The organism is Leptospira perdikensis (assembly GCF_004769575.1).
GTDB classification, from domain to species: Bacteria; Spirochaetota; Leptospiria; order Leptospirales; family Leptospiraceae; genus Leptospira_A; species Leptospira_A perdikensis.
In genome coordinates this window covers 323108-339927 of record NZ_RQGA01000013.1, presented here as the reverse complement: position 1 = coordinate 339927, position 16820 = coordinate 323108, and the positions used below count along the sequence as shown (strand labels likewise).

The 16820-nt window shown below is 37.9% G+C and carries 20 protein-coding genes and 1 tRNA gene; 13 read left to right on the top strand and 8 right to left on the bottom strand.

Translation table 11 applies throughout. The features are described from left to right. Positions 1-10 precede the first annotated feature (10 nt). The 3 genes from EHQ49_RS12610 (at position 11) to EHQ49_RS12600 (ending at position 3436) form a co-directional block, all read left to right on the top strand. Positions 11-898, top strand: a complete 888-nt coding sequence (locus EHQ49_RS12610) for a M24 family metallopeptidase (protein ID WP_135579968.1) — start codon at positions 11-13, stop codon at positions 896-898. Further along, positions 895-2136, top strand: a complete 1242-nt coding sequence (locus EHQ49_RS12605; protein WP_135579966.1) for an SMP-30/gluconolactonase/LRE family protein — start codon at positions 895-897, stop codon at positions 2134-2136. The genes EHQ49_RS12610 and EHQ49_RS12605 overlap by 4 nt, the downstream gene beginning before the upstream one ends. 61 nt (positions 2137-2197) lie before the next feature. Beyond that, entirely contained in the window at positions 2198-3436 is a 1239-nt protein-coding gene (locus tag EHQ49_RS12600; protein ID WP_425269864.1) for an SMP-30/gluconolactonase/LRE family protein, read from the top strand. Between the two features lie 517 nt (positions 3437-3953). Here the strand turns inward: EHQ49_RS12600 and EHQ49_RS12595 are convergent. Continuing rightward, positions 3954-4024 (bottom strand) — tRNA-Gly (locus EHQ49_RS12595). Positions 4025-4107: 83 nt separating this feature from the next. Between EHQ49_RS12595 and EHQ49_RS12590 the strand changes: the two genes are divergently transcribed. Together EHQ49_RS12590 and EHQ49_RS12585 are read left to right on the top strand one after the other, a co-directional pair. Next, positions 4108-5613, top strand: coding sequence for a carboxypeptidase M32 (locus tag EHQ49_RS12590; RefSeq protein ID WP_135579962.1), 1506 nt, complete (start codon positions 4108-4110; stop codon positions 5611-5613). A 29-nt stretch (positions 5614-5642) separates the two neighbouring features. Then, a complete protein-coding gene (locus tag EHQ49_RS12585; RefSeq protein ID WP_135579960.1) occupies positions 5643-5969 on the top strand; it encodes a hypothetical protein in 327 nt (108 codons plus the stop codon). On the opposite strand, the gene EHQ49_RS12580 is transcribed toward EHQ49_RS12585, so the two are convergent. Then, on the bottom strand, positions 5945-6373 hold the full coding sequence (locus EHQ49_RS12580) for a DUF423 domain-containing protein (RefSeq protein WP_135579959.1): 429 nt from the start codon (positions 6371-6373) through the stop codon (positions 5945-5947). The two genes, EHQ49_RS12585 and EHQ49_RS12580, sit on opposite strands and share 25 nt — an antisense overlap. A 21-nt stretch (positions 6374-6394) precedes the next feature. Here EHQ49_RS12580 and EHQ49_RS12575 point away from each other — a divergent pair, with 21 nt between their 5' ends. Further along, entirely contained in the window at positions 6395-6730 is a 336-nt protein-coding gene (locus tag EHQ49_RS12575; RefSeq protein ID WP_135579957.1) for a hypothetical protein, read from the top strand. Positions 6731-6763: 33 nt separating this feature from the next. Here EHQ49_RS12575 and EHQ49_RS12570 read toward each other — a convergent pair whose 3' ends face one another. Together EHQ49_RS12570 and EHQ49_RS12565 are read right to left on the bottom strand one after the other, a co-directional pair. Next, positions 6764-7522, bottom strand: a complete 759-nt coding sequence (locus EHQ49_RS12570) for a hypothetical protein (protein WP_135579955.1) — start codon at positions 7520-7522, stop codon at positions 6764-6766. Continuing rightward, positions 7519-8418 (bottom strand): CPBP family intramembrane glutamic endopeptidase, encoded by a 900-nt coding sequence (locus EHQ49_RS12565; protein WP_135579953.1) that lies wholly within the window; start codon positions 8416-8418, stop codon positions 7519-7521. Before EHQ49_RS12565 ends, EHQ49_RS12570 begins: the two co-directional genes overlap by 4 nt. A 78-nt stretch (positions 8419-8496) precedes the next feature. Between EHQ49_RS12565 and EHQ49_RS12560 the strand changes: the two genes are divergently transcribed. The 6 genes from EHQ49_RS12560 to EHQ49_RS12535 all read left to right on the top strand — a co-directional run bounded on the left by EHQ49_RS12560 (position 8497) and on the right by EHQ49_RS12535 (position 13683). After that, positions 8497-9399 carry a LysM peptidoglycan-binding domain-containing M23 family metallopeptidase gene (locus tag EHQ49_RS12560; RefSeq protein ID WP_135579951.1) on the top strand — a complete coding sequence of 301 codons (903 nt, stop codon included), beginning with the start codon at positions 8497-8499 and terminating at the stop codon, positions 9397-9399. A gap of 46 nt (positions 9400-9445) precedes the next feature. Beyond that, positions 9446-10621 carry an acyl-CoA dehydrogenase family protein gene (locus EHQ49_RS12555; RefSeq protein WP_135579949.1) on the top strand — a complete coding sequence of 392 codons (1176 nt, stop codon included), beginning with the start codon at positions 9446-9448 and terminating at the stop codon, positions 10619-10621. 6 nt (positions 10622-10627) lie between these two features. Then, positions 10628-11647, top strand: a complete 1020-nt coding sequence (locus EHQ49_RS12550) for a phosphotransferase family protein (RefSeq protein ID WP_135579947.1) — start codon at positions 10628-10630, stop codon at positions 11645-11647. A 110-nt stretch (positions 11648-11757) separates the two neighbouring features. Continuing rightward, entirely contained in the window at positions 11758-12516 is a 759-nt protein-coding gene (locus EHQ49_RS12545) for an EAL domain-containing protein (protein WP_135579945.1), read from the top strand. Positions 12517-12537: 21 nt separating this feature from the next. Further along, positions 12538-12969 (top strand): hypothetical protein, encoded by a 432-nt coding sequence (locus tag EHQ49_RS12540; protein ID WP_135579943.1) that lies wholly within the window; start codon positions 12538-12540, stop codon positions 12967-12969. Continuing rightward, positions 12970-13683 carry a histidine phosphatase family protein gene (locus EHQ49_RS12535; protein WP_135579941.1) on the top strand — a complete coding sequence of 238 codons (714 nt, stop codon included), beginning with the start codon at positions 12970-12972 and terminating at the stop codon, positions 13681-13683. A gap of 6 nt (positions 13684-13689) precedes the next feature. On the opposite strand, the gene EHQ49_RS12530 is transcribed toward EHQ49_RS12535, so the two are convergent. Genes EHQ49_RS12530 through EHQ49_RS12515 form a run of 4 tightly spaced genes read right to left on the bottom strand, consistent with a single transcriptional unit; the run spans position 13690 to position 16240 of the window. Then, positions 13690-14379 (bottom strand): hypothetical protein, encoded by a 690-nt coding sequence (locus EHQ49_RS12530; RefSeq protein ID WP_135579939.1) that lies wholly within the window; start codon positions 14377-14379, stop codon positions 13690-13692. Positions 14380-14394: 15 nt separating this feature from the next. Next, a complete protein-coding gene (locus EHQ49_RS12525) occupies positions 14395-15411 on the bottom strand; it encodes an aldo/keto reductase (RefSeq protein ID WP_135579936.1) in 1017 nt (338 codons plus the stop codon). A 1-nt stretch (position 15412) separates the two neighbouring features. Continuing rightward, positions 15413-15700, bottom strand: coding sequence for an acylphosphatase (locus EHQ49_RS12520; protein ID WP_135579934.1), 288 nt, complete (start codon positions 15698-15700; stop codon positions 15413-15415). 21 nt (positions 15701-15721) lie between these two features. Beyond that, positions 15722-16240 (bottom strand): RNA pyrophosphohydrolase, encoded by a 519-nt coding sequence (locus tag EHQ49_RS12515; RefSeq protein WP_135579932.1) that lies wholly within the window; start codon positions 16238-16240, stop codon positions 15722-15724. 72 nt (positions 16241-16312) lie between these two features. Here EHQ49_RS12515 and sixA point away from each other — a divergent pair, with 72 nt between their 5' ends. Continuing rightward, positions 16313-16801: a phosphohistidine phosphatase SixA gene (gene sixA / locus EHQ49_RS12510; RefSeq protein ID WP_135579930.1), complete on the top strand. Its 489-nt coding sequence runs from the start codon at positions 16313-16315 to the stop codon at positions 16799-16801. The last annotated feature ends 19 nt before the right edge of the window (positions 16802-16820 follow it).

The following is a 16820-nucleotide window of genomic DNA, read 5'->3' as shown; positions in this document are numbered from 1 at the left end:
AGAAAAACCAATGCCCTTAACCAAAGAAAGAGGATTGTTTTCCAAACTCTCCTCGAAGTTTTCAAAATTTAACTCTGAATCGATACGAATTCCCAATTCAGAAGAAAAAGTTGGGTTTTTAAAAGCACAACGATTGGCTTACGATTGTGTTACCACTATAGAAAAAGAAATGTTACCCGGTTGGACGGAAAAACAAACCGCCAAACGTATGGATGAATATTTACGTGATCATGGCGTTAAAGTTTTTTTACATAGACCCTTTGCTTGGTTCGGTGAACACGCAAGATTCGATGGATACAAACGTTTCACTCAATTCCATCCTGGCAAAAAAATTCTAAAGGAAGAAGAATCGTTTATTTTAGATGTATCTCCTGTAGTTGATGGTTACATCGGTGACATTGGGTATTCATCCTCCTTAATTAAAAATTCTGCACTCGACCAAGGTATGGAATATTTATTAAACCTCCGAAAAGAAATTCCAACGTACTTTAGCTCTTCCATGACACCTTCAGAGATTTGGTGGAAAATTGATTCCGATGCAAAAAATGCAGGATTCGATAATGTACATGCATTATATCCTTTTGCAGTACTTGGACATAGAGTGTATAAAGTAAACCTGCCGAACATTTCCTTTCCTTTGTTACCAATTAGTTTTGCAAGTTGGTTTAGTTTACAGGGATCCTACGAATTTTTATCACACAAAGTTTTGCCAGAACTATTAACTCCTGATCATGAAGGAGATAAAGTTGGACTTTGGGCCATCGAACCACATCTAGGAAGAGGAAAAACTGGTTTTAAATTTGAAGAAATCTTAGTTGTGGAAAAAGACAAAGCGTACTGGTTAGACGACGATGTCCCACATGTAAATAAATACAAAATACGAAAGGAAACAGTATGAAATTTTTATCCTCTATAAACTATATCTGTTCAATTTCCTTTTTTCTATTTGTCGGATGTAATTCCGGTAATATCAAAATTGGAGAAGCTTATAAACTGGGTAAAGTACCTGATACAATTCTAGAAGTTACAAAACCAGATCCTTTTTTGAATCATTTAAAGGTCAGCTTTCCTGAGTTACCTGGTCATGATGATCTTATCTTCGATAACAAAAATCAAACTGCTTATGCATCCGGAATGGATGGATGGATTTGGAAATTAAATTTCAAAACAAATTCAGCCGAAGCTTGGGTAAAACCTCCTGTGAATCCAGCTGGACTACAATTTTCAAATCAATCCAATGAATCCATACTTGCTTGCGCTTCAAGACTTGGTGGAGTTAGTTATGAAGAAACCTCTCGTGTTGGTTTATATGAAATCAATATCAAAACAAAATCAGTAGTTCCTTTGTTACTCAACTTACCAAAATTAGAACAAACAGATTTCGAAACGGTTTATCCAGAAGCAAAAAGACCAACCTTCTCACTTAAAAATTTAAACGAATCCAACTCTAGAGCTTTCGCTTTATGTAATGACCTCGCCGTATCTAAAGATGGAAATCGAATCTACATTTCAGAACCCTTTGAAAGACCTAATGCAGCAATGGGAAGTGGCGCCGTTCCTGAAGCAATCGGCCTTTATCCTCATGGTAAACTTTGGATGTATGATAGAAAACAAAATTCAGTTTCTCTCATCATGAGTGGATTTACTTTTGTGGATGGTATTGTCATTGCAGACCATTCAGCTTCTAAAGAAGAATCTGTAATTATCACCGAGACAACAAAGTTCAGAATCATCAAAGCAAACATTAGTGGCAAACAAGAAGGAAAGTTTGAAATTTTATTTGAAAATCTTCCGGGCCTCGCCGACGGTTTGGAACGAGATTCCAAAGATAGGATTTGGGTCGGTATCATCAAACCTCGTTCTGGTCTTGTCAATTTGATTCACAACAATCCTTGGCTCAAACCATTTCTTTTATCACTTCCACAAAGAATTTTACCTATCGCAAAGAAAACGGGAATTCTTGTTCTTGATCCTTCCGGTAAAAAAGCACTTTATTATTCTATGCATGATGGTTCAAAAATTAAAGATATTTCCGTTGCTGTCCCCAATTTGAATTCTATCTACTTACCATCTTTTGATACATCTTCCCGAGGTTTATATTCTCTTCCAACCGTTAGTTTCGAGTTAGGTGATTGATTCTATGGGTAAAAACAAAAAAATATCATTTTTCCATCGTCTAAATAATTTACTCTTTTCAATGATTGTTTTTTATCTGGTTTTAGTTTCTTGTAGAACGCCAGAAGAATATTTTAAAAAACAAATCAAAGGGCCAGTAGAACTTTCTTATCATCCTGCATTTGATTCTATAAAATCAGAAGGTGATCCCATCAAACAAAACGTAACCATTAGCGGATCCGTTTTGCCTGCTCAAGATGAAATTCTTTTGCAAGAAGATTTGGGAAGAGCCTTTGTTGCTTCCATTGATGGATGGATTTGGAAGGTGGATTTGAAAAACAATACAACCGAGCCATTTCTAAAAACTCCGCTTTTACCAGGGGGAATGGTATTTCATCCAAAGAATCCTGATATCATCTTTATGTGTTTGTCTCGAGGAAAACAGCATGATATAAACCTTGTTGATGGACCTGGAATTTACGAATTAACCATTTCAACAAAACAATTACGTAAAATTGGAACCCGAGTCCCTCTTGTTGATAAAACCAAAGAGCCATTGGACAACCAAATCGGTATATTTTTCTCTAAAGGAAAAGAAACCAAGATACCAATCTCTAAATTAAATGAGACAAACAGTCGTAATGTGGAAAAAGCAGATGACTTAGCTATCAGTAATGATGGAGAAAGAATTTATTTTACAGAACCATACGATCATCCAAACTCAATTCTTGGTGTCAGTTCCCAATCTAAACATGAAGTCCTTACTTTAGGTCGTAACGGCCATCTATGGAAATATGATTTAAAAGATAACACTGCAAGTTTGATTGCATACCAATACACCTATTTAGATGGAATTCTATTGGAATACTCTCAAGGAGAAACCGAAACTTCTATTCTTCTAAATGAATTATCAAAATCAAGACTCGTTCGTTTACACCTAACTGGCGATAAAGAAGGAAAAGATGAGATAGTGATCGAAGGCCTTCCTGGATTTCCTGATGGTATGGATCGTGATGCCACTGGGCGCATATGGATCGCCGTCCCAGTAGAAAGATCGAAACTAATTACATGGTTACACAAACACCCTTTTTGGAAAAGTCTTGTTCTTTATATACCGGAAAGTCTCCAACCTGTTTCTAAAAAAACAGGAATCATTGCTCTTTCACCTAATGGAAGTAAACCTATATATTACTCTGTGCACGATGGTAGTTTATTTTCGTATATCATTGTAGTTGTTCCAGGAAAAGAAAAACTTTATTTGGCTGTATATCAAGACGGGTTCAAAGGATTAGTCACTTTACCATATCCTAATAATATTTAGTTGATAGTCTGGGGCGCCTCGCATTCTATTCATTAGTCAACTAATATAGATGAGGCGATCCCGCTCTCCGTTCCAATCTTTCCCTTCAGGAAACGATTTCCACTGCGATCGGTGGCGCAAAAAAATTTTCCCAACATAAACTTAAACCAAACTGGGCCTAAACTAAATATGAACTTTTCGAAACTATTTTTGTAAGATTTCGAAAAGGAATATTCTGATGGAAAGGATTATGGTATTTAGAAGCCATTGGGAGGCGGGTCTAGTTCCCCACCCTAATCGGGCGGGGATACCTATATACAATTCAGTACCACTGAAAGCAGCCCTCTCCGCTGTTCGGACATCGTGTCCTCATCGCGCTCCGAGTCACGGCGTCGCTCTTGATTCGCAATCCTGGCTTTCTTGCTGTAACAGTCGTTCCCTATGGGTCACTCCTGTTTCAGGTCGCGCCACTGTTCGATCCCTTCAGATTGAATATTAGATTAAGCTTGGATTTTTTGGAAAGTTGGAAGTCTGTCATTGCGGGCGAAGGGGCTCGAACCCTCGCCAGAAGCTTGGAAGGCTGCTGTGCTACCGTTACACCACACCCGCGACAGTAAATACATAGTTTTGGTTGTGGGTAAGGGGTCAATGATTTTTGGTTCCAGAAAGTGTGGGAGGGAGAAAATGAGACCATGGCCCTGCCCCAAGCACTCGAAAATTACCGAAAACAATATCGTAAAATCAAATTATTCCAAGATGTAGCGTCTGTACTTCATTGGGATTCGGAAGTGATGATGCCGGAGGAGGGTCGCGAATACCGATCGGCACAAATTGCTGCTGTGGCAGAGCTCACCCACGATTGGATGACAGATAAATCTTTTTTAAACCAAATCCAATCTGCGAAACAATCTATCGGTGAACTACCTGAATCCGAACGATCACTTTGGAATCGTGAGTTGGAAGTCCTGATGGAAGAAAAGGAGAAGGCTGATAAATTGCCCTCGGAGTTTGTTTCCGAATTTGCGAAAGTAACCAACCTTGCACATGCCGAATGGGCAGAAGCAAAAAGAGAAAAAAACTTCCAATCCTTTGCAAAACGATTAGAGGAACTGGTTCAATTATCTAAAAAACAAGCAGATTACTTTGGTTATACGACAGAACCTTATGATGCACTGCTCGATAGTTATGAAAAGGGTGCCAAAGCCAACAAAATCCAATCCTTGTTTTCTGATTTGAAAGCGTCTTTGGTTCCTATAGTGTCCACGGCACCTAAATTTAAAAATCCATTTCCAGGACCTATCTCTATAGAGAAACAAACTAAATTTTGTAATCGTTTGCCATCACTTCTCGGGCTTACAACAAAAGAATCGAGATTGGATACAAGTAACCATCCATTTTCTACAAGTTTGGGAAAGGGTGATAAACGAATCACAACTAGATATTCAGAAACAGATCCACTTTCTTCCATCTTTGGTGTGTTACATGAAACAGGCCATTCTCTTTATGAATCTGGATTGTCTGCAATGTCAAATTGGCCCACACCCATTACAGAATTTTTAAGTTTAGGAATTCATGAATCCCAAAGTCGATTGTGGGAAAATCAGGTAGGTCGTTCTTTGCCGTTTTGGGAATTTGTTTATCCAATCCTTTTGTCTGATTTTGGGCTTAGCGATAAGGAACTTCCTTTCAAAGAATTATACCAATACATCAATAGCACTGAAAAAACAAAAGTAAGAGTGGAAGCTGACCAGGTTACATACAACCTTCATATAATCTTGCGATTTGAAATCGAAAGAGATCTCATCAATGGAAAAATTCAAGTTAAGGACTTACCTGAAATTTGGAATACAAAGATGAAAGAAAGTTTTGGGCTTACCATTGAGAATGATGCGGAAGGTGTTTTACAGGACATTCACTGGTCGATGGGAGCCTTTGGATACTTTCCAACTTATACGTTGGGTAATATTTTCAGTTCACAATTTTTCAAAAAATTCACAGAAGAGTTTCCTGATTCGCATAACAAATTTTCCACGAAAGGTGATTTTTCCGACCTATTGGGTTGGCTTCGTAAAAACATTCATTCCAAAGGAAAAATTTATGATGTAGACACCTTGATGAAACAGACTACTGGTGAATCGGCTGATTCTAAACATTTGATTTCCTATTTGAATGGAAAAATCAAAGAAGTAACAAAATAATAAATCAATAAAGAGTTTAAAGGAATTATATGTCAGGATCAGAACCAGTACTCGAAAAACTTAGCCAATTGTCATATTTCGATAACCTAGCTTTGTATTATTTATGTATCGAAACACCTCCGCAAACACTTGCTTTGGCATTTATGCAAATGGATGAAAAAATTGCAGGATCAATGCTTGGAGTTTTAGATGTACAAAAAAGAAAGTATGTACATGAACTAATGGCACTTCAAAAGGATAGTCCGGAAGAAGCCAAAAAGGCCGCCGCAGAAGGACTGTTACTCATTGCTGACGGCTTAATTTCTAGAAATTTAATTAGTAAACAAGGTCACTATTTCTTTGGAACAAAGAGATAAAAAGATCCGAGTCCCAAACAAGTCCAACCTACTAAAAAACTCACTCCTCCTATAGGAGTGATGGCTCCTAAAACACGAATCCCTGTGATTGCCAGGGCATACAAACTAAAGGAAAAAATCAGGATTCCTAATAGAAACATCCAAGTCGCTACCTTTAACAATGTGTTACTTTTACTTGGTGAATCCAATGAAACTGATTGTTGTAATAATATAAAGCTAACAAGTGCAGCTAGCGTATGATAAAAATGATAACGATTTCCGGTTTCAAAAATCACCATAAGTTCTGGAGTTATTATCTTTTTGAGACCATGCGCACCAAAGGCTCCAATGGCAACGGCTAAAAATCCGGAAAGGCAAACTAGTAGGATTAAAACCGGAGAGGATTGCTTCTTGACAATATTCATAAACGATACTTCCTATTGCCTATGACTTCAGATACATCCGGAAAGAATACTAAATTTGTTAGAGTTTGGCGACAACTCAATGTGGAAGATGTAAAAAAACAACTACTCTATATTGATGATCTTTACGGAACTTGTGGAAATTGTAAAAAATTAGGCCTGAACTACTTAAAAGATAAAAAATGTCCTGATTGTGGAGTTACTTTCAAATATCTAGCAACTAAATTAAGTAAGGTGGCAGATATTGGAAAAATTCTAAGCCGAATTGATAAAGAAGGTTTGGATTTAACTTTAATTGAGAGAGAAGATTTTGAAAGATCCAGTGCTGCCGATGCTGCAAGGGATCTATTCAAATCCTAATAGTAATTCTAAATTTGGTTGGTGGTAAAAAGTTTAGAACTTAAATGACCAACCAAATTGTGCTGTTTTATTATGTGCTGATGTATCTTCCCAAGCATCAAAAGCTCGAACAGCTCGAGAAACTGCTAATGCGGCAAATACGCCAACTGCATTAGGTGAATCCCAAACATTTCCTGCACCTTTTACATTGGCCATATTATCCCAAATGTTTTTTTTCGGCAGATTTTCTTGAGCATACATATAAGCGCCACCTGCCAAAATCAAATCACATAACAAATAAATACTCATACTGACAAAAGTGTCTCGGCCGGAAAACAGAGGGGAATTCCAGGAGTTGTAACCAACGGAAGCCATTGGTGTGATTAAATTCAAACCTTGAGAGACAACATGATACTTTTCTGATAAAGGGACTGCCGATTCATGTGGAGGTTTTTGGAGCAACTCTTGTTCCATAATTTCTTTCCACATCCTTTCTTGACCACGTCTGGGTGATTCAATCCGGATGATGGAATCGGGTGAAGTTTTCCCTACTTTTCCTACATAAATATTAAAATCATAGGGGTTTTTCCAACGGTTTTTGTATCGATAAACAAACCCTTGCGTTTTTTCATCAGCATAAAAATCAGGATCTAACTTGTTTAAAAGTGCCACCAAGCGAAGGTTAACATCTTCAGGACCACCTAAGATTTCTACCGTTTCTCCCGCAAAAAGTGAACTTGTTACAGTTGTTGAAAGTAAAACTAGAAAACAAAAATAAAGAACAAATGATCTGAATCCTTTAATTAATTTCATGATTGGACTCCAGGAAGCTGAAGGTAAGCATTGATTAAACCTAATGAATTGTATGTTGCATGACAAGCCATAGCGATCCAAATATTTCCTGTTTTGATATAAATATAACCAAAGAACATTCCGACACCACAAATGATGAATGGAATGGCAATGGATGTTCCTTCTCCGTAATGAAGCCAGCCAAAGAGTAAGGAAACAATGAATAAACCTTCTTGGGCAAGGTTTTTATCAATAAAGGCTTTTAGCAAAAATCCTCTAAAAAAGATTTCTTCAAGAATTCCTGTAATGATTCCCACAACATAAATTCCCCAAGCCAGTAGATAACCATTTCCATGAATGGCATCATAAAGTTTTTTTGCAAACACACCTGATTCCACAGGAACCGACATTCTTTCCAATAACAAACCAAAGAGAACGACTACGATGAAACATAAAAAACCATTCGCAATCCCTCTGAGTAAAATAGGTAATGATAATTCATCCTGAAGATTGGTCACAGGAATCTGTAAAACTTTTTTATAAAGTAAATACCCCAGGCCCACATAACATAAAAACCATGGAATCGAATGCCCAAGTAAGTAATGAGGTTTTTCAGAAAACACCTTATCGTAAAACTGAGACAAAAGCAAACTTGGATTCTCAGTCATTTCTTTCTGGAATTGTTCTTTGATGGGAGTTACAATTTTTTCATATTCAGCCAACATGGTACTAAAGTCCATCTTACCTTCCCAATACTCTTCGTAGAGGGGAACTAACTGGTCTTCGGGAATTCGATCACCGAGCACCGAATTGTTGACGAAGGCTAAAAAAATAACGGAATAAAAGAAGGAACATACATAAACGAGACCCAAGGAATAGGCGGTCAGCCGGAAGATCTCAAAAAAACGATTCTGCATTTGCCTTACAGTTCCTCAATTTCGGCAAGAATCGTCATCGTTTTTTTGGGAAATGGTCGATATTCAAATTAGAAGATTATGTCTAAAACCGTCGATTTTCTGAAATGGGCCCTGTTTTTAAGCACTCTCTGTGTTTTTTCATCTCTTGTGGCAAACCCCATCACTCTGGCAAATCTGGAATATTCTAACCCTTCCTTAAAAAGTCTTCGTTCGGAAATCAAAGAAAACTTACGGATTTCCAAATCAGGTGTGAAGAGAGAAGAACTCATCCCTCTGAAATATTATGAATATAAGGTACGCAAAGAAGATAATTTTTTTAAAATCATGGCTCGCACCGGAATGGATTTGGAAACTCTTTCTTCGGTCAATGAATTAAGTTCTCCGCATGATTTATTTCCGGGTATGGTTTTAGAAATTCCCAATATGCGTGGTACCTTTCATCCTGAAGAGGGAAACGGTGATGAAAAAACCAAATTAAAGTTAGCCGAAAAATATAATGTTGATTCTAACAAATTACAATATGATTCAGAACGAGGGAAATGGTTTTTGCCTGGAATTTCTATGGGAAAATCAGAAAAATCTTTTTTCTATGGATTTGGGTTTCAGTTCCCGTTAACGGAAGCACGTATCTCTTCTGGTTTTGGGAAACGGTTGGATCCATTTACGAAAAAGGATACTTTTCATGGCGGAATTGACTTAGCCGCCGAACAAGGATCAGATGTATTTGCCTCTATGGATGGCGAAGTTATATTTAAAGGCAAACAAGGTGGTTATGGAAATTTAATCATCTTAAAACATAGTTTGGGTTATGAAACTCGTTATGGACATCTTTTTGATTTTAATATAAACATTGGTCAGAAAGTGAAAAAGGGACAAAAAATTGGAGAAGTAGGACAAACAGGTAGAGCGACCGGTCCACATTTGCATTTTGAAATTAGAAGAAATTCAAAACGTGAAAGACCTATTTTTCAATCACATTAAAAAAAGATTTTACGTTACTCATTGATTCTTGTAATTCTGGGAATCAATGGACTTTGAAATTCCCCAAGAAGTGGAAACACTTCGCAAAAACATCCAAGACTTCATTACAAATGAAATCGTTCCTCTGGAAAAACATTATGATTATGAAAAAGGTCGAATGCCAGAAGACATCAATCAACAAGCGCGTGCTAAAGTAAAAGCTGCTGGTTTTTGGACTCCTCATCTGCCTAAATCAGAAGGTGGATTGGGTTTAGATTTAATTGGTACTTGTATCATTTTTAGTGAACTGGGTCGTTCACCTATTGCTCCTTATATATTTAACTGTGATGCACCGGATGAAGGGAATATGCATTTGCTTTCTTTGGCGGCCACAGAAAAACAAAAAGAACTTATCCTCCATCCACTCATCAAAGGTAACTTAAGAACCGGTTTTGCTATGACAGAACCTGCTCCTGGTGCTGGTTCCGATCCAACCACCTTACAAACCAATGCTGAAAAACAAGGAGATAAATACATTCTCAACGGTCGTAAATGGTACTGCACTGGCGCGAATGGTGCTAAGTATTTGATCGTGATGGCAAAGGTAAATGGAAGTTTCCGTAAAACCACAATGTTCCTTGTGCCAACAGATGCGAAAGGTTATACAATGGTGCGAGAAATTGAACTTATGGGCTCTCATGGACCCGGAGGACACTGCGAACTTAATTTTGAAAATGTCGAAGTTCCAGAAGATATGATCCTCGGTCGTATTGGAGAGGGTTTTCGACTTTCCCAAGAGAGACTTGGTCCTGCTCGTTTAACTCATTGTATGCGTTGGACAGGAATGGCGAGGCGAGCATTATCGATTGCACGAAGTTATGCGAAAGAAAGGCAAGTTTTTAGTTCAAGAATCGCTGACCATCAAGGCATCCAATGGATGTTTGCAGAACGTGCCACAGAAATTGAAATGGCCTTTCTTTTGACTTTAAAAGCAGCCTGGTTGTTAAAAACAGGAAAAGATGCTCGCCAAGAAACTTCTATGGCAAAATGGAAAGTCAGCGAATCTTTGTGTAATACCATCGATATGGCGATTCAAATTTGTGGAGGAAAAGGGTATTCTAGAGACCTTCCACTCGAATTGTTTTATAGGGATGCAAGAGCAGCAAGGATTGCTGACGGTCCGTCGGAAGTTCATAAAATGGTCATTGGTCGAAACTACGTATCTGAGAAGTGGGACTTTTAGAAAGCCATGGAAATGAATGAACTACAGGAAAAAGTGGGGCTCCACTTATCGGCCGTATGGAAAGACGATGTGAAAGTCGCGCATATCCACCACCTAAGTGGAGGGGCTTGCCAAGACAATTATTCATTGGACTTGGTTTCTAAATCCGGTAAACAATCGTTAGTTTTGAGAACTGACAAAGGTGCAAGTTTACTTTCTTCTTTGTCAAAACGAGACGAATTCAAAGTGGCTGAACTTGTTTACAAAGCCGGTGTCAAAACTCCTACTCCTGTTTTTCTGGAAGAAACTCCCGATATCATTGGATCTCCCTTTTTTCTTATGGAAAAAATTGGAGGTAAAGCCACTGGCCGTTACATCACCAAAGATAAAGAATTAGATGTTTATCGTAAAACTCAAATGGTAAAGGATCTGGCAGAAAACTTAGCCAAACTCCATACAGTAAAACCTAGTTCCGTTTCGGATGAAGAGCTAAAACAAAAACTAAAAATTGTCACTAAAGAAAATTATGCATCCATTGCTATTTCCGATCTAAGACAATCGTTAGACGAACTGCCTGAAGCGCATCCGGCCATCGAATTATGTTTACATTGGTTGGAATCCAATGCTCCTTCGATTGATGAAATTGTTTTGGTTCATGGAGATTTTCGCACTGGAAATTTTATGATGAACTCTGAAGGACTCCAAGGAATTTTAGATTATGAATTCGCACACTTTGGAGATCGTCATGAAGACATTGCTTGGTTGTGTATGCGTGACTGGAGGTTCGGTCGCCTAAACAAAGAAGTCGGTGGTTTTGGAGATCGCAAAGATTTTTATGAAGCTTACGAAAAGACTTCTGGTATTCCAGTAGATCCTTTCAAAGTAACTTTCTGGGAAATTATGGGCAATGTTCGTTGGGCCATTGGAAGTGCACAACAAACGGAGAGACATCTTTCTGGCAAGGACAAGGGCATTGAGCTAGCTGCCATTGGTCGGCGTACGGCGGAGATGGAATGGGAAGCCATGCGACTCATTGAATCTCTGTAACCCAATCGATATTTTCTGTATATTATGTCCATTAATGGTATTGAGAATTAGTCTCAATTATCTTGACTCTAACTTCTACTGCACTTTCCTGGAAAGAGTGGGGGTTTCTTATGGAACAAACTCTGGATTTAGGAATGGACGTTTTCCAATTACCAAGGTATTGGGAAGAATATCAATCTTTGGAAACCATATATTGGAATGGTAGTTTTGCATCGGAATACCAACCAATCGTATCTATTTTGGAAAAGAAAACAGTGGCTTATGAAGCATTGGCGCGGTTTTATACAAATAGTGGAAAAATTGCACCCGACCGAGCTTTCCAAATTTTACACAACGATCCTGGATTCTTTTTTGATTTTGAGAAAAAATTGAAAAACTTTCAAATTGAAAATCGCCCGGAAGGATATCCATTGTTTTTGAATATGGATGCCCATGTTTATAGTAAGGAAATTCATACGGATCATTGGGAATCAGTTTTTAAGAGAGAAAAAAACATAGTTTGTGAATTGATTGAAAACACAGACTATGCTTCGGTTGAGGATTCAAAGTTTTGTATGAATCATCTAAAGCATATGAATGTTCCTTTTGCCTTGGATGATATTGGTGGACAAAATAATTTGTTTTGTTTTGAATTTTTGGAAGGTGCAAGTTATTTAAAGTTTGATCGGCGTTGGTTGTCTTTACTTCGTACCGACAAAAACTATTCTGAGATTTTAAAAGGGTTTTTGGCATTTGCAAAATTGCAAAAAATTCAATGTATTTTGGAAGGGATCGAAACTCAGGCGGATTTGGAAATTGCCACCAAAACCGGTTTTGATTTAGGGCAAGGTTTTTTATTTAAATACGGAACATTACAGGCAGTCGCTTAAGTATTGTTATGGGAGTAAATTGTGCAATATAGACCAGAAACAAAGGAACTCATTTCTGCCATTCAGGACTTTTTAATGAAAGACCTGCTTCCTAAGTTGGAAGGGGATGATTTGTTATCATACAAAACATTAGTTTCTTGGAATATGTTGGGAGTGATTGCCAGAGAAACCGAATCCTCTGAATTCGAAGGGGATTGGAATCGAATTTTAGAATTAAATTTAAAAGTATCTAAGTTAGAAACTGACTTCGATAAAATCAAATTTTCAAGTTTGAGTCGCAAAGAAAAATACAATCTCCTTTTAGATTGGAATCAAGAATTTGCTAAAAAAATTCGCAACCAATCAAAAAATCATTCCAGCTTCGAAGTAAAACCAGGAAGTAAGGTTTGGGATTTTGCAAAAAATCAATTAAAGGAAACACTTAGTATTTCCAACCCGAGGTTCCAAACATAAATGTCTTTATTGTATCTAGTGCGCCATGGACAGGCAGATCGTCTCGGAAAAAACTATGACCAACTCACAGAACATGGTTGGAAACAAGCCAGGTTACTTGGCGAATACTTCAAAAACCAAAGAATCGAATTTGATTCCGTTTACACTGGTACACTCAATCGTCAAAAACAAACTGCACAAGGAATCATCGAAAGTTTTTCCAAGGATCAATTTTGTATCCCGGAACCGGGGGTAAATTCTGCGTGGGACGAATTTGATTCCAAAATGTGGCTCGGCCTTGCAGCTAAGATTCGTCATGCGAATGATAACTTTGCCAAATTATACGAATCTTATAAAAAAGCTTGGGAAGAAGGAAAAGAGGAAACAAGAGATTATTTCCAAGAACTGATCCAAATTGTATTAAATGATTGGGTTCATGGAGTTTGGGATCCTGTAGAACCTTATACTTTCCAAGAATATGTGGAGAAAGTTTCCTTTGGCCCAAAGGAAATTCCAAAAGATGTAAAAAGTACACTTGTTGTTTCTTCAAGTACTCCCATTGCGATTATGATGGGTCTATCTTGTAAAATGCAACCGGTTGAGTTTCCAGTGTTTATGAAATCGATTACAAATTCTTCACTCAGTATTTTTAGAAGAGAAAATGATCATTGGGAACCAGTGAGTTGGAATCACACACCTCATTTACAAAATCCTGATTTGGTTACCTTGGTTTAGCCGTTTTCACTGAGCAAAAGAAGAAAGGAGTTTCATTCTATTTTTTGCTTTTTGTCCCCAACCGGTTCTTGGAAAATTTTTATACAAATGTTCCATAGCAGCTAGTTCTTCTTCGTTGGTTTTACTTTGCCGAACGGTAATTTTTGGTTCTTCTTGGAATTTAAAATCGACAGTGACATGAAAACTTCCAAGAAACACAACCGTACCTGGTTGTAGATCCACTCGCGATTTTTCAATATCCTTTCTATCAAAATCGATATCGATTTTTGTGGGTTGTTTGGTACTTCCAAAGGCAAAGTCGGAAGCACCACGATTCAAAAGATGGACAGCATCATGAATTTCATATTGGCCTTCTTTTAAATTTTGAAAGTAATAGTAGTGTTCGGAACTTTCATTATATTCAAAAGATTTTTCACCCTTTCGAAGAGTTACCTTTTGAAACCTTGGATCAATCAATTCATCTAAAATCATTTCATCTTTAACAATTGTCATATGAACAATGATAAGACTACTCTGCGCATTCTTAGGACCAAAACTGGAACATTCTGGGAACAAATAAGTAATCAAAAATAGAATCAAAAATTTTCGAAAAACCCCCGAAGTGATTTTCTCGAACTTTGAAATTTTTTTCTTCGAAGTAACTTGTTTTCCTTCGGATTTTTTTTCTAAATGATCATCGTAAGAATTAGAACTCATTGATTTTTATTTACCTTAACCCATTGGGTATTGAATCTTTTTGGAAACTAGATTGATTTCTGAAAGAATTTCATCTGATAAAATGAGATCTGTTGCTTTTAAAGACTCTTCAAGTTGGGCCACCGTGTTGGCTCCAATGATGGTAGAGGCAACAAAGTCATGTTGTTTGCTCCAAGCAACAGAAAGGACTGTCGAACTCATTCCATATTTTTCAGCAATGGTTGTGAGTTCCGCCGTGGAAGCCAAAGTGTTTTCATTAAGGAAACGACTGGCCATTCGCCTTTGTCTCTCTCCCTCGGCCATATAACGAACAAATCGAGCACCTTCTGGAGGAACAGATCCGTTGTATTTTCCTGTAAGCACACCACCAGCAAGGGGAGAATAAGGTAATAAAGAAACTCCTTCTTTTCGACAAACTTGTGCTAACTCGTCTTCGAAGCGACGATTGAGAATCGAGAAATTATTTTGAATGGAATCATATCGAATCAGATTGTGTTTGTCCGAAGTCCAAAGGCTTTTCATTAGCCCAAAAGAAGTTTCGTTGGAACATCCGGCATACCGAATTTTACCTTCTTCTTTTAGTTCTGTCAAAACTTCCATGGTTTCATCATAAGATACATCATGGTCCGGCCAATGTGTTTGGTACAAATCGATAGTTTCTATCCCTAATCTTTGTAAGGAACCTTCAATGGCACGACGAATATGGTATTTGTCTAATGCCGTTTTCCCTTCGCGGAGTGGGGGACTAAACCAACCATGACCAGGGCCGGCCACTTTTGTGGCGATGATAAGTCCATCTCGAGGTTTTGTTTTGATCCATTTTCCAAAAATTTCTTCGGTTCTGTGAACCCAAGACTTTTGTGGAGGGACAGGATAAATTTCAGCAGTGTCATAAAAATCGATTCCCGCATCGTAAGCACGATCCAAAATTCGAAACGCCTCATCTTCGTTACACGATGATCCAAAAGTCATGGTGCCCATACAAATTTCGGATACCACCATTCCTGTTTTGCCAAGTCTTCGTTTTTTCATGTTATTTTTTGATTAAAAAAGTTCTGAACTGATTTTTTGGATCACTCCATTCAATGACATGATCTTTTACTTTTGCTTTTGTGGGCCCACGTTGCATGGCTCTGTACAAATCTTCGATAAACAGTTTGTCCCCTTCCACAACCGCTTCCACTTCTCCATTCGGTAAGTTTTGCGTATAACCTTTGAGTCTCATCTCTTGGGCTTTTTGGAGGATATAGTAACGAAATCCGACTCCTTGCACAAATCCCCGTACTAATATTCTCGCTCTTGCTTCTTCTGATTTTCCCAAAGATAGTCTCCTTTCTAGAACTTACTTAGATTTTGAATTCTCTGCAATGTAATTTTGGATGGCCGATTTAAAAAGAGGAACAAACTTCGCATACACTTCTCTTTTGAATTCCACTACAGATTGAATGGTCTCTTCTATTTCCATAAACTGGATGGTTAAAAACTCTTGTTCGTGGTGTACTAAATCACATTCTTCTAAACTCCCATCCCAGTGGAACAAAATCCATCTTTGTAATTGGCCACGAAATTTTTGGAGATGGGCATTAAGACCAAGGGAATTGGGGAAGTCATAAGGAATCCAATCGGGATATTCCGTTACATAGGTTGCTTTTTTGACCCCTAACTCTTCATATAATTCCCGTTTAGCGGCCTCTAAATAATCCTCATCTTCGTCAATTCCACCCTGAGGAAACTGCCAAGACCCTGGGAATTGTACTCGTTCTCCTACAATCACTTTTCCTAAAGAATTAAAAACCACCATGCCTACGTTTTTGCGGTAGGGTTTGTCTGTCATAATCCTTAGAATGTCTTGATCATTCATTTTCGCAAGAAATTCCTTAATTTTTTGTTTCTCCGTCAGTCCGAGGTTCCAATCTTGGACTTAGGAAGTGCTATGAAGATCATTTTGGTTCGTCACGGGGAAGCTGAAAATCCAACTCCTAGTATGTCCGATTCACAAAGAGAACTTACCGATAAGGGCGTCAGTGACATTCACAAAATCGGAAGGTTTATTAAAAACTCTGCATTAGCCGTAAAACAAGTTTATTATAGTCCTTACCTTCGAACCAAACATACTGCTGAAATTCTTTCTGATGAATTGAAATACAACGGGGAGATGTTGGCATCGGATGATCTGGCTGCCGGAAAGGGATGTTCCGATATTATTTCTTGTTTGGTGAATTTTTCCAATTCCGATACAGTATTGTTAGTCGGTCATAATCCAGACATTACTTATTTTGCAGCAAGGTTGCTTGGAAATTCAAGTGTTGCTGAAAATTTAATTTTCCAACCTGGTTCAACGATAGCTATCAACGTAGCTCGAGAGAAATTTGCACATGGTCAGATTATCTGGGCCATTTCACCAGACAATCTAGGCATTTGAATTCTTAATTGTTAGTAAG

Excerpts from the sequence above, each read along its gene's own strand:
- EHQ49_RS12610 (WP_135579968.1), top strand. The coding sequence starts at position 11 with ATGCCCTTAACCAAAGAAAGAGGATTGTTTTCCAAACTCTCCTCGAAG.
- EHQ49_RS12605 (WP_135579966.1), top strand. The coding sequence starts at position 895 with ATGAAATTTTTATCCTCTATAAACTATATCTGTTCAATTTCCTTTTTT.
- EHQ49_RS12600 (WP_425269864.1), top strand. The coding sequence starts at position 2,198 with ATGATTGTTTTTTATCTGGTTTTAGTTTCTTGTAGAACGCCAGAAGAA.
- EHQ49_RS12590 (WP_135579962.1), top strand. The coding sequence starts at position 4,108 with ATGGCCCTGCCCCAAGCACTCGAAAATTACCGAAAACAATATCGTAAA.
- EHQ49_RS12585 (WP_135579960.1), top strand. The coding sequence starts at position 5,643 with ATGTCAGGATCAGAACCAGTACTCGAAAAACTTAGCCAATTGTCATAT.
- EHQ49_RS12580 (WP_135579959.1), bottom strand. The coding sequence starts at position 6,373 with ATGAATATTGTCAAGAAGCAATCCTCTCCGGTTTTAATCCTACTAGTT.
- EHQ49_RS12575 (WP_135579957.1), top strand. The coding sequence starts at position 6,395 with ATGACTTCAGATACATCCGGAAAGAATACTAAATTTGTTAGAGTTTGG.
- EHQ49_RS12570 (WP_135579955.1), bottom strand. The coding sequence starts at position 7,522 with ATGAAATTAATTAAAGGATTCAGATCATTTGTTCTTTATTTTTGTTTT.
- EHQ49_RS12565 (WP_135579953.1), bottom strand. The coding sequence starts at position 8,418 with ATGCAGAATCGTTTTTTTGAGATCTTCCGGCTGACCGCCTATTCCTTG.
- EHQ49_RS12560 (WP_135579951.1), top strand. The coding sequence starts at position 8,497 with ATGTCTAAAACCGTCGATTTTCTGAAATGGGCCCTGTTTTTAAGCACT.
- EHQ49_RS12555 (WP_135579949.1), top strand. The coding sequence starts at position 9,446 with ATGGACTTTGAAATTCCCCAAGAAGTGGAAACACTTCGCAAAAACATC.
- EHQ49_RS12550 (WP_135579947.1), top strand. The coding sequence starts at position 10,628 with ATGGAAATGAATGAACTACAGGAAAAAGTGGGGCTCCACTTATCGGCC.
- EHQ49_RS12545 (WP_135579945.1), top strand. The coding sequence starts at position 11,758 with ATGGAACAAACTCTGGATTTAGGAATGGACGTTTTCCAATTACCAAGG.
- EHQ49_RS12535 (WP_135579941.1), top strand. The coding sequence starts at position 12,970 with ATGTCTTTATTGTATCTAGTGCGCCATGGACAGGCAGATCGTCTCGGA.
- EHQ49_RS12530 (WP_135579939.1), bottom strand. The coding sequence starts at position 14,379 with ATGAGTTCTAATTCTTACGATGATCATTTAGAAAAAAAATCCGAAGGA.
- EHQ49_RS12525 (WP_135579936.1), bottom strand. The coding sequence starts at position 15,411 with ATGAAAAAACGAAGACTTGGCAAAACAGGAATGGTGGTATCCGAAATT.
- EHQ49_RS12515 (WP_135579932.1), bottom strand. The coding sequence starts at position 16,240 with ATGAATGATCAAGACATTCTAAGGATTATGACAGACAAACCCTACCGC.
- sixA (WP_135579930.1), top strand. The coding sequence starts at position 16,313 with ATGAAGATCATTTTGGTTCGTCACGGGGAAGCTGAAAATCCAACTCCT.